Here is a 15,074-nt window from a genome sequence, read left to right as displayed (position 1 = left end):
TCAATCCTCTCCGTCTACACGATAGCAGCTGATGACGCGTTTCACGACGTTCAATTGCTCCAGCTGCTGTATGCTGTTTTCGATTTGCTGCTTGCTGTGTTTATGTGTCACCATGACAACTTCTGCTGTTTTTGATTTGGAATGCGGCAGCTGGAGGATTTTCGCAAACGAGACATCCTGGCCTGCAAAGACATTTGTGACGGCATGGAATGCACCTGTCTGATCCTCTGCTTCAACACGAATGAAATATTTGGCGTGCTTTTCTGTATTATCCTTTAAAGCAGTTTTATATTGCGGCTGCACATATGCCTTACCACTGACTCCTAAGCGAATATTCTTGATGACCTCCATAAGATCTGATACGACTGCTGTCGCTGTTGGCAGACCGCCAGCTCCCGGACCATAAAACATCGTCTCCCCGACAGCGTGCCCATATACATAAACGGCATTGAACTCATTCTTCACTTGTGCCAGCGGATGTGCTTCCGGCAGCAAAGTAGGCTCGACGCTGACTTCGACTTTTCCCTCATCAATTGCAGCGATACCGATCAGCTTCACAATATAGCCGAGTTTTCCTGCAAACTCGATATCTTCCTGCGAGATGGAAGTGATACCAGCAACTTGGACATCACTATATGCCACTGGCATCTTGAAGGCCAAGTTCGCCAGCAAAGTCATCTTACGGGCTGCATCCAGACCTTCTACATCTGACGTTGGATCAGCTTCGGCAAATCCAAGTGCCTGCGCTTCCTCCAGCACTGTTTCAAAGGATAGGTTTTCATCTGTCATTTTCGTAAGAATGAAATTCGTCGTTCCATTGACGATTCCCATCACTTTCTCAATTTTATCTGAAGCAAGACCGTCACTGAGTGAACGAAGAATCGGTATGCCGCCGGCCACACTAGCCTCGTAATAAATATCGGTACCATATTCCTGGGACAGTGTAAACAGCTTATCACCATGCTCTGCCATCAAGTCTTTATTGGCTGTCACGATATGTTTTCGATTCCGGATGCCTCGTTCCAGCAGCTGAAATGTATCTTCCATGCCGCCCATCACTTCCACAATGATATCAATGTCCGGGTTATCTGTAATATCAGCGGCTTCCGTCGTAAGGATGGAAGCATCCCTGATATACTCCCGCTTCTTCTCCTTATCCTTGACGAGCACTTTCGCTACTTCCACTTCACAGCCGAGCTTATACCGAATTTGTTCCTGGTGATCCTGCAAAATTTGAACCACACCGCTTCCAACTGTGCCAAGGCCGCATAAGCCGATTTGTATCCTTTGTTTCATCTCATCCAGCCTCCTGTCCACCTCAAGTAAACAAATGTTTTTATATAAAGGACATTATAACTCTATCAATCTGCTATCGCAACCAACTTTACAAATAATTTTCCAATATCGGTATCTCAAGAGTATGCGCATCGACTTGCATACGGTCGAATAATCCGCTTAAACGTTGCTCATACTTGCTTTGCTGCATGATGAGAGTTTCATACGCTTTTCCAGTCAGACCTTTCTCCATCTGATCGTACAGATGAAGCGGCATGATCAATCTGGCATACAGCAGCCGCATTCCGAAAACAGAGAGCGGCCGCTGCTGCATATAAGACTTCAGAAATTCAGCCGTTTCCCCTTCCTCCTCCTTACAAAAGGCAGTCCTTGTGAATTCTGCCAAGTCACGAGCTGGATGGTCATAAATGATGTTATGAGGCAGCACATATGTATCTGCCAGTTCAGAACCGTATTTGGTGAATACCGTGGTCGGCTGATCATAGTCCGTAAAACGGAACTCATTGCTTGTTTCATTCAAATATTGGATGGCAAGCTCTGTCCTGCCGATAACATAGTGAAAGGTATCCAGGAATATCCGTTCTTCATGGACAAGCGGCCGTTTCTGATACATGTTTGAATAAAGACTTTCTGCCTGCGACAGACGAGCAGTCCAAAGATCACTCCATTTTCCGTAGCTGGAGAGTGTATCAGGCGCAAATGGACATCCGGCACCCAGCTGATGAAATGCTGCCAGCTCTGCCCCATGCGCATCAAGTCCCCTTGGATAAGGCGGCGGCATTTCCACTACGAGATACGCCGTATTTTCATAGACCGTCAATATCTGTCCATCCGTTGTCAGCATTGGCTGCGCAAGACGTGGAAAACCTGCCTCTTGCATATAAACAGTGATAGCAGCCAATTCATAATAACTGTCTTGATCCGTCCTTGCTGGTATAATGACATATAATCGATCTGTTGTCTGATATGCGTGATAATTCCGGTAGGATACCGGCTTGCCGCTGAAACCTGGAATATATTGCTGCATCAACTGCAACACGAGCAAACACCTCCTGTCTCATTTTATGATGCATATGTAAGAAACATGTTCCAGTACTGATGGTTGGCGCATAGGCTAGAAGGGTATACTGCTAAACAGAGAATCATACATAGGAAAGTGAAGTGATCTTATGACAGCTGAATTAGAGAAAAAAGCGCGGGAGTGGCTCATCGAACGCGGTGTGCAAGTAAAAGATATCGCAGAGCTTGTACATTTTCTGCAAGAGAAATATTATCCTGGCCTTACGATGGACCGGTGTATTTATAATGTAGAACGTGTATTGTCCAAAAGAGAGGTTCAAAACGCCATCCTCACAGGGATCCAGCTTGATGTACTAACGGAACAAGGAAAACTGGAACAGCCGCTTCAAGATAACCTGGCGCGGGATGAAAGCCTGTATGGTATCGACGAAGTGATTGCACTTTCCATCATCAACTTATATGGATCTATAGGATTTACGAATTATGGCTATATCGACAAACAGAAACCCGGTATTTTGGCCAAGCTGAATGACAAAAGCAGCGGGGAATGCCATACCTTTCTGGACGACATTGTAGGGGCAATCGCGGCTGCAGCAGCGAGCAGACTTGCACACAGCCAGAACGATGAAGAAAATATTGATGGGTAACAAAGGAGCAGCTTTCTAGCTGCTTCTTTTTGTGTGTATAAAAACTGTATCCATTCAGTATATTCCCGAATATAGTGTAAACGTCTAGTATACGAGGAGGGAATCTTTTGGAAAATACCACAGCCGGCTATCCGAACCATTTAGCATGGCATGAAACTCTTGAACTGCATGAACTTGTCGCTTCACAAGCTATTGCCTTGATGAAAATGAAACAATTCATTGGGAATATCAATGACGGTGAACTTCGCTCCATTTATGAACAGACAATCAAAGGTTTGGAGAACAATTTGAATGAACTGCTTCAGTTTTTTCCTTATGCACCCGGACCCAACGAGGTAACGGATACACGACAAGTCAGTCCTGCTTTCTATGCCGGTGATTTGCTTCTTTTCGCCAAGACATCTGTCCGGAATTATGCGATTGCTATCACAGAAACTGCTACACCTGGTCTCCGCGAAACGCTGAGAAAGCAATTACAGCTGGCAATCGATACGCATGCGCAAATCTTTGATTATATGTACAGAAGAGGCCTTTACCCAGCATATAACTTCGAGCGTTTGCTGCAAAATGATATTAGAAATGCCAATAGAGCACTGCAGATGGGTTACTGACATCTTGATATAAGAGCTTAATTAATAAGGAGCAGCCTCCAATAGAGGCCGCTCCTTATTTGAATTCCCATTCCGTTAACGTATCAATCGTATATGTTGGTTTCGGGTCTAAAGAAGGAAGCTCTTCCCTTCTTGTAAATCCGGTGCAAACCATCAGTGTATCCATTCCTGCCCGGATACCTGCTGTTATATCTGTCAAATAGTTGTCACCAACCATAAGAACCTGTTCCTTATCCATATCCAATAGCTTCCTTGCTTGCTCCATCATGATGTTCTCTGGTTTGCCGATAAAAGTCGGTTCAATACCAGTGCTGACAGAAATGACAGCTGTCATCGCACCGTTTCCCGGCATTAAGCCAGCATCTGTAGGCAGGGCTCGATCACTGTTTGTGGAGAGGAACTTTGCTCCTGCCCGAACAAGCAGACATGCCTTTGCCAGCTTCTCATATGTGATCGATGTATCAAGACCAATAACAACAAAATCACAATCTTCTTCTGCTAAGGTGAGCTCTTCTTTCGCCAAGGCATCAAACAGCCCTTCCTCCCCGATGGCAAATACCCGGGCAGCTGGATTGTGCTCACGGATGTATGCTGCGGTCGCCATGCTCGTCGTGAACACATCTTCCGGTTCTGCTGCGATATCCATTTGACGGAGCTTAGCAGCTACTTGCTCCTGTGTGCGCGTGGAATTGTTCGTTACGAAAAGATGCTTTTTACCAGCCGCCTTTAGTCTCTGAATGAATCCTGGCGCGGCTTCGATCCGCTCCTTACCGAGGTACATCGTTCCATCTAAATCAATCAGATATCCATCATAAGCTTTCATCTTGGCTGCCCCTTGAAAAAGCGGAAGCTGTCCGCGTCTCGTCCACCAGATATGCTCTTACCCACTCTATATATTGCCCAAGCAAATCGTGATGCTTCTCCATCGTATCCGAAAGTCTTTGGTGATTCACCTGCTGATATTCAGCAGTGAGCATTTTACGCAGCGCAATCACTTCTTTGAAGGCTGGTGCAGTGTCTTCGGCTATCACCTTTTCATCTGCAAGGATATTGATAATATCATCATAACTTCCCGGATCACGCATAATGAATCCATCAATTACACTGTTGCCAGTATCCAGTATACCTTCAATCAAGAGCTGCGCCCGCCGTTCAGCAGCCAGCTTATCTGTCAGCCCTGAAGAATGAGATACCTCAGCTGCCAGCAGTTCTTCCATATATGTAAGGATTGCTTCTATCTTTCGTTTATCCACAAAGTACATCGTATTTGCCCCTCTCTTGCGCGTTTACTTTGCCGGAACTTTTTTCACGACAAAGTATGCACAGCCAAAATTGCAATACTCATACAAATAATCTTCCAAAGTGCTGATTTTCGTATCGAAGGTGGCCTTTGGGTTGTCGTCATCAAAAAAACCTTTCAGACGAAGCTGTTCATATCCCCAGTCACCGACAATGTAATCATATTTCGTCAGGATTTCGCTGTAGCGGTTTTGGAATGCCTGTTCCTGAAAGGCTCCCTTTACATCCTGCACCACTTCATAGTGCTTGCCCTGTACTGTTGTTTTCACCATCTATCGACTCCCCTATCTTGTTTCTAGTGTAGCATATTTCTTTTATATTTTCGCATACCTTCCTCTCAACTATTGATCGGGACTCATGAATTTCTGATCTCTGTACAAACTAACAGTAAACGTATAAGGAAAGGTGAGCAGCACATGAAAAAGATGCACATTGCCATGCTGCTAATCCTCCTGCTAAGCAGTTTCCCGTTCTCCGTCTATGCAAAAGGAGAAGAAAACGTGGATAAAGCAAAACAGGATCGCATGGCGCTTTACAAAAAAACAGCAGCTGCCACAGGTCTTCCTTGGTATTATTTAGCTGCAATCGACCAGTACGAGCATAATCTTCCGTCACTATCCAAAGAAAAGAAACTGATCGCAATCGAAATCCCGGAAGAAAAATGGTTCGGGGCTGCTGCACACGGACAGCAGGCAGACGAAGCTTCTATCTTATGGTTTCAAGGATTAGGACGTGATGGAGATGGAGACAAGCAAGCCGATCCGGACAATCCAGAAGATGTACTCTTTACGATGGCTTCATTTATCCAGCGGGTCGGGACAACGAAGAACGATATCAAAATCGCCCTTTGGCATTATTATGAGCGCGATCTCACCGTACAGACGATCATGAATACTGCCAAGCTATATGAGAAATTCGGAACAATCGAACTGGATAAACGCTCCTTCCCGCTTCCTCTCCATCATAATTACAGTTACCGCAACACATGGGGAGATGCAAGAGGATTTGGAGGCAGGCGAATTCATGAAGGTACGGACATATTCGCTAACTACGGAGTCCCGGTATATGCGACTACGTATGGCGTCATTGAATTGAAAGGCTGGAATTTGTATGGAGGCTGGCGTATCGGTCTTCGTGACAGCAATAATATCTACCATTACTATGCCCATTTAAACGGATTCGAAAAAGGCGTTTCCGTCGGGAATGTTGTCAAACCTGGAGATGTGATCGGATATGTAGGTGCCAGCGGCTATGGACCACCTGGAACATCCGGCAAATTTCCGCCCCACTTGCATTACGGCATGTATAAAGACAACGGGCGCTCGGAGTTTTCCTTTGACCCATATCCTTATCTGCGGATATGGGAACAAAAATCCAAACAGCAAAAAAAGGAAGGCTGAATTTATTCGCCTTCCTTTTGCATTGGGATGGAGAAAGATGGAGATGAACCGGACTCTCCTCCATTGTTATAGAATTCCGGCACTTGCCCTTGAATTACCGTACTTCCCAACAGAACATCCTGCGTGACGGTTGTCGTCTTCGTGGAAAATGGAATGATGATTCGGACATTCGCTTTGATTTCGACCATGAAGACGAACATTGCGTTATTTATACCGTATTCTTCCACCTTTACATCAACACCGGATTCTACATAACCGATCATTTCGAATTTCACCGGGATCCGAGGACCAAGATTGGCAAGCAAAGCATTATTGGTTGCTTGACCGAGCGGTATCTCGACAAGTGTCGGATCTTCCTCCAATTTCTCCTGAATAACATCCGCCGCTGCTTCCTCAGCCAGCTGTTCCTCGCTGACTGCCGGCATTTCGCCATCCTCCATCAGCCGCAAATAGTTTTGGACGCGAAAGGTAACTTTCCGCAGCACTTCGTTCACTGTCGCTGCATCCCAGCTGGCATGTGTCACATTTCCGTTAGTATCTTTCTCTACTTGCACAAATGCGTTCAAGTCCAAATCCGCTTCCTTCTCTGCCTGTACAGCCTGATTTATCGCCTGTTTGGCAAACTGCTCTGTCTTTGTTTCAGCAATTGCCATAAGCGTCGGCTCCAGGCCCCTATTCACAAGCCAAAGGCTTAAACTAGTAAATAGCAGGAATAGCAGCAAGGTCATCAGGAGTACATGACGAAAGGAAGGTGATGCTTTAGTAGCTCTACGCTGCCATGGACGCATGGAAAAACCCCCTCGAATCAAACATATGCTTGACCAAGGAGGCTTAGAATAAGCTAGTTCATCTCAGCAGATGTCGAACAAGCTACAACTGTTATATTCAAATGTTCATACAAGTCTACCTCATATGGTTCAGGTTCAGTACCATCGGCTTCCTGAAGAATACGGATAATAGGTCTCGTATTTATATCTTCATTTTGACGAATCACGATACCCGTTCTTCCATCACTAAGACGGACAGTCAGACCAGTAGGATAGATTGCCACGCTTCGCTTGAAAGCCTCGACCATCTCCATATCGAACTGATCCCCCGCGCCCGCAAACAGTATTTCCAGACCTTCATGCGGCAGCATGGCATCCCGGTATACTCGGTTGCTTGTCACGGCATCGAAGACATCGGCAATGCCAATGATTTTCGCATACAAATGAATATCGGATCCGCTGATGCCTCGCGGATAGCCGGAGCCATTCATCCGTTCATGATGCTGGTATGCGCAATGCGCGACTACCAGAGGGATATTATTCATCTTGCGCAAATAATGGTAACCCTTTGTTGTATGTTCCTTAATCTGCTCGAATTCAGAGTCAGTTAATTTGCCGGTTTTCTGCAATACTTCCTGCGGGACGAACATCTTGCCTACATCATGGAGGATTGCTCCGAAACCAATCTCCTCCACAACGGAAACCGGAAGCTTCATTTCATTGGCGATGGCCATCGCATACAATGCTACATTGACTGAATGAGAGAAAATGTAATCATCATATATGAGCATATCGGAAAGAATCGTCAGTGTCTGACGCTTTGGCCGCAGGTTACTGACCATCTCCTGGATGGAATGCGTAATTTTATCCGTCATCTTTTCAGTCAAATAACGTCCATTGTCACTCTTTTTGATTTCCTGAAAACTCTTATGGATAACCTGCATTGCCTTTAGCCGTTTTTCATTGGAAGTGGAGAAGTAAAGCTCGATGTCCTGCAGCCTGTCGTCTCGGATATAGACATAGGTATATCGCAGCTCTCTTAAGCGATCGATAATATTTACTGTCAACTCCACATCCCGCTGGATGAGAATACTGCCTTTATCATTATATACGGGTTGAGCGAGCTTACTGCCGGGCTTTACCGATTTTGTCGAAACTAGTCTCATTGACGTACCCCTTATCTTCTCCGACATTCCATTCTGATAAAATAGTACCAGAAAATCGGAAAACAATCTAGATTGACGAGGCAAGCTTCGACAATTTTTTTAAGACAGTAGAAGTAATGCTTCTTTACCTATGATCCCAGGTTTCCAGCCATACGCTGCTGATGCTTCAGTCACCTTCTCAAGTGGTGCTGCCAGCAGCTGCTCGATCGTTTTAACTCCGACCGCCCTGCCGGATATAATATTGCGATCTGCCAGCTTTTCATTCAGCAAATCTACGTCCAATGCGCCGCACATAATATAGCCGACATCATTCGACACAACGAGCAAGGTTGTTTTCGGCAATACGACGGTCACAGCGGTAAAAGGCTTGCCTTCTAGAAATAAAGGTTCTACAGTCATCAATTTAAAAACACCTCCGTTATATCCTATGTAGGAGAAACGGAGGTGTTTGCTCATTTTTCTATTTCCTGAAATGCTTCCAGAAGTAAATCACGCAGCATTTCCGGCATGAAATATGTCTTGCCTTCTGCTTGCTTTATATTGGGCAGCAAGCTGCCGAAAGTAAAGGTATCCGCCATTGCGGTTAAATAAAGCTTGGCAGGATCAAGCGGCTTACCGTGTATCTTTACGTTTACAGCCACTGGTTTTGCTTCTGTTCCTGTAATGTCGAACGTCAGTCCGCTGTAAATCATCTTTCCGATGACCTTCCCACGGAAGCCGAATCCTTTAAGAGGGAATGAAACAAAATCAGGCTGCAATGCAGCATTTACGATTTGTTCCAACGCTTCTCCAGTTAATGGAACTGTTGCCGGATTGATAGGATGTGGGCAGATCCGGTGAATATCCATATAAGAAACCGCCCCTGCCGGAAAGCTTTCCAGCAGCACCCCTGCGTTCAGAAAAGCAAGATCTGCCTTCGTCCATCTGCGCAGATAATCCGTCAACAGATCCATTGCACGGGAATCTTCATAAGGAGCACAAGGCATCGGATCTGGCAGAACGACGGCAGGTCGATGCATTGCTTTTGCTGCATTTTCCGAATAAACAGCAACATGCTCCGCTGTGTCTGCGTCATCCTTCAAATCTGCCACAGGAATAGCCCTGGCTCGCTTGTCGATAATGCATCCCTGTTCTGTGTCCCAAATGATCTCCACTTCTCCGAAATGAAAGCCCTGCTTGCCTGCAGTCGTAATCAGACATTGGTTCACATATTCTCCTTCATGAAGCAAATGATGCGTATGCCCGCCGACAATCACATCGATTTCCGGAAAAGCAGAAGCTATGTCCCTGTCTGCATAAATTCCGAGGTGGGAAAGCAAAACAACCACATCGCAAGAAGAGCGAAGCGGGTCAATTTCACGCTTCAGAACTTCCATCGGGTCCTGGACGTTCCAGCCGATTAGATTATAGAAATCCGGAAACGGCGCTGTCAGTCCGATCATACCGACTTTTACACCGCCAGCTGTTTCGACCACCCAGGACGACTCCATCCAGCTCGGATCCTCCTCGGACTGTGAATGAAGGTTCGCGACTGCAATACGGAATTCCGCTTCATCGTACAAATGATAAAGGTCATCATAATCTAGTGTGATTCCTTCATTATTGCCGATTGTTGCGAAGTCATAGCCAGCTTCGTTCAGCAGGCTGATATTCGCCTTGCCTCGGAATGCTTCTGCAATCGGACGTGATCGATCGACATGATCGCCGATATCAATCAGCCAGCACGTCTCGCCCGCTTCCTTCAGCTTTTGTTTATTTTCCTTCAGATAGCCGACAATCTTCGGCCAGTTCTCGAAATAGCTATGCAAATCATTTGTGTAGTTGATAGTCAGCTTTTCCTGCATCCTTCTCTACTCCTTTATGACGACAAACCGTCCCAAATCAAACGGACAGCAACTAATACGAGCATGATACGCAATATCCAAACGACAGTATTTCCTTTCAGCATCTGGTTAATCCTCGCACCGAGGAACCCACCAATAATCGCACCTGGAATAAAGGCCCATACAACGTTCCATTCCACATGTCCAAGGGAAATATGCATAACGGTACTGACGATACTGAGGAAAAATACCATTAGCATACTTGTGGCAACAGCAACATGTGCTGGAAAACCGAACATAAGGATCATGGCAGGCACCATGAAACTGCCCCCGCCAATTCCGAACATACCAGAAAGCAGTCCGACGAACAAAGACAGCACAAATGCCGCCATGAATCGGAAGCTATATGTATAAGTGGTCCCGTCAATCTCTTTTGTAACGATGATTCCTTTTGGATTAATCACTTCACGTTCCTTACGTTTTACGAAGAACATAAAGAAAACAAGCAGTACAAGTATGCCAAAGTATAACGAAAAACCATCACCCGAGATAAAACGATTCAGGAATGAACCAAGAATAGCTCCTGGCAATCCTCCTGCCAGGAAAATGAGTCCGCTTTTGTAATCAACCCGTCCGCTTTTCATATATGTCAGCGTAGAAGTCAGGCCAGTAAAGATCATAAAGATGACAGACACACCAACGATTGCTTGTGGTGTAGCCCAGCTGAATTCATCCCAGAAGTTGCTCAAGATCAGCAGCGACGGTACGAGGATGATTCCTCCTCCCAAACCTACCAAACTGCCAAGCGCGGCTGCAAGGAGCCCTATTAGTAAACTTACGGCAAAAACCATGTGTATCCCTTCCATCTTTTCAACTGTAATAAAAAAGTATGACTGCATACAGCAGTCATACCATTATAACAGAAATCATTTGTATTTGACCGACCCGCCGTTCACCGGGAATTCTGCTCCAGTGACATAGGTCGCTTTATCAGAAGCTAAAAAGACGATTACATTGGCAATCTCTTCCGGTTTCCCGATCTCCCCGCGAGGAATCTGACGGACCTCCTTTGCGAAGTAGCTGACAGCATCCTCACCTTCTTTATCGAACATATCGCTTAGCATATCGACCATGCCGCCCGGTTTGTTCCACATCGTTGTTCGTGTCGGACCAGGGGATACGACATTCACTCGAATCTCTCCGCCAAACTCATCAGACAAGGCTTGAGTCAAATTCAGGATAGCTGCTTTACTTCCGCTGTAATCAATTGCAAACGAATCAGGTACATGGCCGCTCTCTGACGCCACATTGACGATGCTTGCACCAGGCTGTTTCTTCAGTTCTGGAATGGCTGCTTTCGTTAATGCTACTACAGCAAATAAATTCGTTTCGAAAGTCTCTCGCCAAATATCCAATGTTACATCCATGAAACTATCTTTATAGGTAGCAATCCCCGCAACATTCGCTAGGATATCCAGCTTTCCGAAATGAGAAACAGCCGCCTCGACCACTTTGTCAGCAGCTCCTTCATCTGTCAGATCCAGCTCCAGTGGCAGAAAGGAAGAACGATCTGCAATATCCTGCACATCATCCAACGTTAAGCTGACACCGACAACCTTTGCTCCTTCATTCAGGAAGGCTTTCATTGTCTCCAATCCGATACCGTCATTGGCCCCAGTCACGATTGCTACTTTGCCATCTAAATTGTAACTCATGGACTTCATCTCCTTCGTTTCTTCACATAAAGGAAATGTTCCCAGAGGTTGTTACTGTCAAACATTATACCTCTCGCTTTACTAAGCACAGTTTGCCATATAATTTTATGTGTTGTTCTTTCCCTTAAACTGCTTCAGCGTCGCTACTATAAGAAAGCTGACAATTACTAATAATAGCCATGAGCTCACCTTGCCTAAATGAACAAGGCTCCATGCTTCCGTTTGGTTCGGGTATTCCCAAGCACCAAAGAACGTAGCAATATTTTCAGCTATCCAGATAAAAAAGCCGATAAGTACAAAAGAAAGCGCAAGCGGCATTCGGTAACGAATACCACCAACCTCGTAAGTAACCCATGCTCGCCAAAAGACGAGGAGTACCAGTCCGGATAGGATCCACCGAATATCAATCCAGAAATGATGCAGAAAGAAATTCAAGTAAATCGCAGCTGCCAGAGGAACGACAATAAGATACGGCGGCCACTTCACGAGATCCACTTTTAACCTTCTCCATGCTTGGCAAAGGTAACTCGCAACACTTGCGTACATGAAGCCGCTATACAAAGGAACGCCAAAGATTTTGAAATAGCCTTCTTCTGGATAAGACCAGGAACCCATATGTACCTTGAATAGCTCAAGCACAAGACCGATAAAGTGGAACACCGTAATCACCTTTAGTTCATCCCGTGTTTCAAGACCGGAACGCAGCATCAGCCACTGCATCAAAAGGCAAATGATAAGCAGCCAGTCATATCGCGGCAGAAACGGGAGCGGGATAACTTGAGTCAAAGCTAAAGAAGCAAAGATGACGACGGGAAACAAACAGGATAAAGCCTGCTCCCACCCAAAACGGACAAGCTGCGTCAGTGCTCCCACCATTCTCGAGGCTAACGTTCTCTTTTGAAATGCGGGTAATTCCTGTCCTGCATAGTAAGTAATGCTTCGATTTCTATACATAGCTATATCCCTCCGGTACTTACTTACACTTACCACATGTCTGCTAATTCATTATTCTTCATCACTTCGGTATTCCAGGATATCTCCAGGCTGACAATCCAAAGCCTTGCAAATAGCATCTAGCGTTGATACTCGAATCGCCTTTGCTTTTCCGTTTTTCAAAATGGACAGATTCGCCATTGTAATTCCGACCTTCTCTGAAAGTTCTGTAACACTCATTTTTCTTTTAGCGAGCATTACATCTATATTTATAATTATCGCCATATTGTTCACCTCAGACCGTTAAGTCATTTTCTGATTTAATATCAATGGCATTTTTCAGCAGCTTTTGCAGGACAGCAGCAAAAATTGCAACTACCAACGGCGCGAAGATAAGCGCCATTCCTACCAAAATAAGTCCTGGAGCATCGTCTCTTTCGGCAACGACATAAATTAGCGGCAGAAGTATTACGTAAACAATACTTATAGTTATAGCGCAGAGTTTAATATTCTTTAATGCCTTAACAGACAAATCGGAAAAAGCTATATTTTTGTCAATATAACCAAGCAGGCGAAAAGACTGATAAAGAGCTAGGAAATATGCCAATGCCGTTACATACAATCCAACCAAAGCAGGATATTTTAAAAATTCCACTTCCGGATAATAATCTGCCGAACCAAAAGCTATATTCGGAATCGCAAAAATACATAATGCAAGAACCGGTAAAGCCATTAGAAAGACAGCTAGCTTTAAGAAGAGTGTTTCTCGTTTCATTATAAGCACCTCACTTGTTTTTCTTAATTACGATCTTAATATATTATTTATCGTTTTACAATAAATAATTATTCAAAAACGAAAATTATATGTTGATTCCGATAAAATGGATACTCTTATCTTCTCGAAGAATCAATTTTACACAACAAAAAAGACGAACTCCAAGAGTTCGTCTTTTTCATATTAATAGTAAAGCTATTAACCGATGGAACCTTCCATTTCGAACTTGATCAGACGGTTCATTTCAACGGCATATTCCATAGGAAGTTCTTTCGTGAATGGCTCGATGAAGCCCATTACGATCATTTCTGTTGCTTCTTCTTGAGAGATACCACGGCTCATCAAGTAGAACAATTGCTCTTCGGATACTTTGGAAACTTTCGCTTCGTGCTCCAAAGAGATGTTCTCGTTGAAGATCTCGTTGTAAGGAATCGTATCGGAAGTGGATTTGTTATCCAGGATCAGCGTATCACACTCGATGTTGGAGCGAGCGCCGTCTGCTTTCTTACCGAAGTGAACGATTCCGCGATACGTTACTTTACCACCTTGTTTAGAGATGGATTTAGAAACGATCGTAGAAGAAGTATTTGGTGCCAAGTGAAGCATTTTCGCACCAGCATCCTGATGCTGTCCTTTACCTGCAAGTGCGATGGACAATGTCATACCGCGTGCGCCTTCCCCTTTAAGGATGACAGCTGGGTATTTCATTGTAAGCTTGGAACCGATGTTACCATCGATCCATTCCATCGTACCGTTAGCATCTACTGTCGCGCGTTTTGTAACCAGGTTATAGACGTTGTTCGCCCAGTTCTGGATTGTTGTATAACGGCAGTAAGCATCTTTTGCAACGAAGATCTCAACTACTGCACTGTGCAGGGAGTTCGTTGTGTATACAGGAGCTGTACAGCCCTCTACGTAATGTACAGAAGCACCTTCATCAACGATGATTAGTGTACGCTCGAACTGACCCATGTTTTCAGAGTTGATTCGGAAATATGCTTGCAGCGGAGTATCAGTCTTAACGCCCTTCGGTACATAGATGAAGGAACCGCCGGACCATACTGCCGAGTTCAAAGCTGCGAATTTATTATCGGAAGGCGGAATAAGCTTACCGAAGTATTCGCGGAACAAGTCTTCATTTTCTTTAAGGGCAGTATCTGTATCTTTGAAGATGATACCCATTTCTTCCAGGTCTTCTTTTAGGTTATGGTAAACAACCTCGGATTCGTACTGTGCCGAAACACCAGCAAGGTATTTCTGTTCAGCTTCCGGAATACCTAGCTTATCGAATGTGTTCTTGATTTCTTCCGGTACCTCATCCCAAGAACGCTCAGAACGCTCAGATGGTTTCACGTAGTAAGTGATTTCATCGAAGTCAAGCTCAGCAAGGTCTCCACCCCACTGCGGCATTGGTTTCTTATAGAATTGCTCCAAGGATTTAAGACGGAAGTCCAGCATCCATTGTGGTTCTTCTTTCAATTTAGAGATTTCTTCAACGATTCTAGGTGTAAGGCCTTTTTCCGTACGGAAAATGGATACATCACGATCACTGAAGCCATACCGGTAATCTCCAATTTCAGGCGCTTTTTTAGCCATGGTAAAACCTCCTTATAGGATTACAT

General features: G+C 44.9%; 18 protein-coding genes. 3 read left to right on the top strand and 15 right to left on the bottom strand.

What is annotated here, in order from left to right:
- The gene (locus ACH6C1_RS05860) at positions 1-1,296 is read right to left on the bottom strand and encodes a homoserine dehydrogenase (protein WP_366247475.1); all 1,296 of its coding nucleotides are present in this window, start codon (positions 1,294-1,296) and stop codon (positions 1-3) included.
- A gap of 88 nt (positions 1,297-1,384) precedes the next feature.
- Complete coding sequence (locus ACH6C1_RS05855) at positions 1,385-2,335, bottom strand: protein kinase family protein (RefSeq protein WP_374075409.1); 951 nt, start codon at positions 2,333-2,335, stop codon at positions 1,385-1,387.
- 130 nt (positions 2,336-2,465) lie between these two features.
- On the opposite strand from ACH6C1_RS05855, the gene ACH6C1_RS05850 reads away from it, so the two are divergent.
- Positions 2,466-2,963, top strand: coding sequence for a phosphatidylglycerophosphatase A family protein (locus ACH6C1_RS05850; RefSeq protein WP_095224326.1), 498 nt, complete (start codon positions 2,466-2,468; stop codon positions 2,961-2,963).
- 107 nt (positions 2,964-3,070) lie between these two features.
- The gene (locus tag ACH6C1_RS05845; RefSeq protein WP_374075407.1) at positions 3,071-3,574 is read left to right on the top strand and encodes a spore coat protein; all 504 of its coding nucleotides are present in this window, start codon (positions 3,071-3,073) and stop codon (positions 3,572-3,574) included.
- Positions 3,575-3,629: 55 nt separating this feature from the next.
- Here ACH6C1_RS05845 and ACH6C1_RS05840 read toward each other — a convergent pair whose 3' ends face one another.
- The 3 genes from ACH6C1_RS05840 to ACH6C1_RS05830 are packed head-to-tail and all read right to left on the bottom strand — an operon-like array spanning position 3,630 to position 5,145.
- Positions 3,630-4,397, bottom strand: a complete 768-nt coding sequence (locus ACH6C1_RS05840; RefSeq protein WP_374075405.1) for a TIGR01457 family HAD-type hydrolase — start codon at positions 4,395-4,397, stop codon at positions 3,630-3,632.
- Positions 4,384-4,836 carry a DUF86 domain-containing protein gene (locus tag ACH6C1_RS05835; protein ID WP_374075403.1) on the bottom strand — a complete coding sequence of 151 codons (453 nt, stop codon included), beginning with the start codon at positions 4,834-4,836 and terminating at the stop codon, positions 4,384-4,386. Before ACH6C1_RS05835 ends, ACH6C1_RS05840 begins: the two co-directional genes overlap by 14 nt.
- A gap of 24 nt (positions 4,837-4,860) precedes the next feature.
- Positions 4,861-5,145 carry a YutD family protein gene (locus ACH6C1_RS05830; RefSeq protein ID WP_095224329.1) on the bottom strand — a complete coding sequence of 95 codons (285 nt, stop codon included), beginning with the start codon at positions 5,143-5,145 and terminating at the stop codon, positions 4,861-4,863.
- Positions 5,146-5,289: 144 nt separating this feature from the next.
- On the opposite strand from ACH6C1_RS05830, the gene ACH6C1_RS05825 reads away from it, so the two are divergent.
- A complete protein-coding gene (locus ACH6C1_RS05825) occupies positions 5,290-6,273 on the top strand; it encodes a M23 family metallopeptidase (RefSeq protein WP_374075399.1) in 984 nt (327 codons plus the stop codon).
- Positions 6,274-6,275: 2 nt separating this feature from the next.
- Here the strand turns inward: ACH6C1_RS05825 and yunB are convergent, their stop codons facing one another.
- The 10 genes from yunB to sufB all read right to left on the bottom strand — a co-directional run bounded on the left by yunB (position 6,276) and on the right by sufB (position 15,048).
- Positions 6,276-7,061, bottom strand: coding sequence for a sporulation protein YunB (gene yunB / locus ACH6C1_RS05820; RefSeq protein ID WP_095224331.1), 786 nt, complete (start codon positions 7,059-7,061; stop codon positions 6,276-6,278).
- Between the two features lie 53 nt (positions 7,062-7,114).
- Positions 7,115-8,206 carry an HD-GYP domain-containing protein gene (locus ACH6C1_RS05815; protein ID WP_374075396.1) on the bottom strand — a complete coding sequence of 364 codons (1,092 nt, stop codon included), beginning with the start codon at positions 8,204-8,206 and terminating at the stop codon, positions 7,115-7,117.
- A gap of 99 nt (positions 8,207-8,305) precedes the next feature.
- Complete coding sequence (locus ACH6C1_RS05810; protein ID WP_374075394.1) at positions 8,306-8,608, bottom strand: YunC family protein; 303 nt, start codon at positions 8,606-8,608, stop codon at positions 8,306-8,308.
- Between the two features lie 50 nt (positions 8,609-8,658).
- Positions 8,659-10,050 carry a bifunctional metallophosphatase/5'-nucleotidase gene (locus ACH6C1_RS05805; RefSeq protein WP_374075392.1) on the bottom strand — a complete coding sequence of 464 codons (1,392 nt, stop codon included), beginning with the start codon at positions 10,048-10,050 and terminating at the stop codon, positions 8,659-8,661.
- A gap of 14 nt (positions 10,051-10,064) precedes the next feature.
- Positions 10,065-10,880, bottom strand: coding sequence for a sulfite exporter TauE/SafE family protein (locus ACH6C1_RS05800; RefSeq protein WP_095224334.1), 816 nt, complete (start codon positions 10,878-10,880; stop codon positions 10,065-10,067).
- Between the two features lie 75 nt (positions 10,881-10,955).
- A complete protein-coding gene (locus tag ACH6C1_RS05795) occupies positions 10,956-11,744 on the bottom strand; it encodes an SDR family NAD(P)-dependent oxidoreductase (RefSeq protein ID WP_374075388.1) in 789 nt (262 codons plus the stop codon).
- 105 nt (positions 11,745-11,849) lie between these two features.
- Entirely contained in the window at positions 11,850-12,617 is a 768-nt protein-coding gene (locus ACH6C1_RS05790; RefSeq protein WP_374075588.1) for a DUF817 domain-containing protein, read from the bottom strand.
- 132 nt (positions 12,618-12,749) lie between these two features.
- The gene (locus tag ACH6C1_RS05785) at positions 12,750-12,962 is read right to left on the bottom strand and encodes a helix-turn-helix domain-containing protein (protein ID WP_038564903.1); all 213 of its coding nucleotides are present in this window, start codon (positions 12,960-12,962) and stop codon (positions 12,750-12,752) included.
- Positions 12,963-12,972: 10 nt separating this feature from the next.
- Positions 12,973-13,455, bottom strand: coding sequence for a DUF2975 domain-containing protein (locus ACH6C1_RS05780; protein WP_374075586.1), 483 nt, complete (start codon positions 13,453-13,455; stop codon positions 12,973-12,975).
- Positions 13,456-13,650: 195 nt separating this feature from the next.
- A complete protein-coding gene (gene sufB, locus ACH6C1_RS05775) occupies positions 13,651-15,048 on the bottom strand; it encodes a Fe-S cluster assembly protein SufB (RefSeq protein ID WP_095224337.1) in 1,398 nt (465 codons plus the stop codon).
- Between the last annotated feature and the right edge of the window lie 26 nt (positions 15,049-15,074).

Source organism: Terribacillus sp. JSM ZJ617, from assembly GCF_044383785.1.
Lineage (GTDB): Bacteria > Bacillota > Bacilli > Bacillales > Amphibacillaceae > Terribacillus.
Note: the sequence above shows the minus strand (reverse complement) of the source record. Positions and strands in the feature narration are given on the sequence as shown.

What these genes read in the sequence shown, in the direction of transcription:
- ACH6C1_RS05860 (WP_366247475.1), bottom strand. Translation starts at nt 1,296, where the DNA reads ATGAAACAAAGGATACAAATCGGCTTATGCGGCCTTGGCACAGTTGGA.
- ACH6C1_RS05850 (WP_095224326.1), top strand. Translation starts at nt 2,466, where the DNA reads ATGACAGCTGAATTAGAGAAAAAAGCGCGGGAGTGGCTCATCGAACGC.
- ACH6C1_RS05840 (WP_374075405.1), bottom strand. Translation starts at nt 4,397, where the DNA reads ATGAAAGCTTATGATGGATATCTGATTGATTTAGATGGAACGATGTAC.
- ACH6C1_RS05835 (WP_374075403.1), bottom strand. Translation starts at nt 4,836, where the DNA reads ATGTACTTTGTGGATAAACGAAAGATAGAAGCAATCCTTACATATATG.
- ACH6C1_RS05830 (WP_095224329.1), bottom strand. Translation starts at nt 5,145, where the DNA reads ATGGTGAAAACAACAGTACAGGGCAAGCACTATGAAGTGGTGCAGGAT.
- ACH6C1_RS05825 (WP_374075399.1), top strand. Translation starts at nt 5,290, where the DNA reads ATGAAAAAGATGCACATTGCCATGCTGCTAATCCTCCTGCTAAGCAGT.
- yunB (WP_095224331.1), bottom strand. Translation starts at nt 7,061, where the DNA reads ATGCGTCCATGGCAGCGTAGAGCTACTAAAGCATCACCTTCCTTTCGT.
- ACH6C1_RS05815 (WP_374075396.1), bottom strand. Translation starts at nt 8,206, where the DNA reads ATGAGACTAGTTTCGACAAAATCGGTAAAGCCCGGCAGTAAGCTCGCT.
- ACH6C1_RS05805 (WP_374075392.1), bottom strand. Translation starts at nt 10,050, where the DNA reads ATGCAGGAAAAGCTGACTATCAACTACACAAATGATTTGCATAGCTAT.
- ACH6C1_RS05800 (WP_095224334.1), bottom strand. Translation starts at nt 10,880, where the DNA reads ATGGTTTTTGCCGTAAGTTTACTAATAGGGCTCCTTGCAGCCGCGCTT.
- ACH6C1_RS05795 (WP_374075388.1), bottom strand. Translation starts at nt 11,744, where the DNA reads ATGAGTTACAATTTAGATGGCAAAGTAGCAATCGTGACTGGGGCCAAT.
- ACH6C1_RS05785 (WP_038564903.1), bottom strand. Translation starts at nt 12,962, where the DNA reads ATGGCGATAATTATAAATATAGATGTAATGCTCGCTAAAAGAAAAATG.
- sufB (WP_095224337.1), bottom strand. Translation starts at nt 15,048, where the DNA reads ATGGCTAAAAAAGCGCCTGAAATTGGAGATTACCGGTATGGCTTCAGT.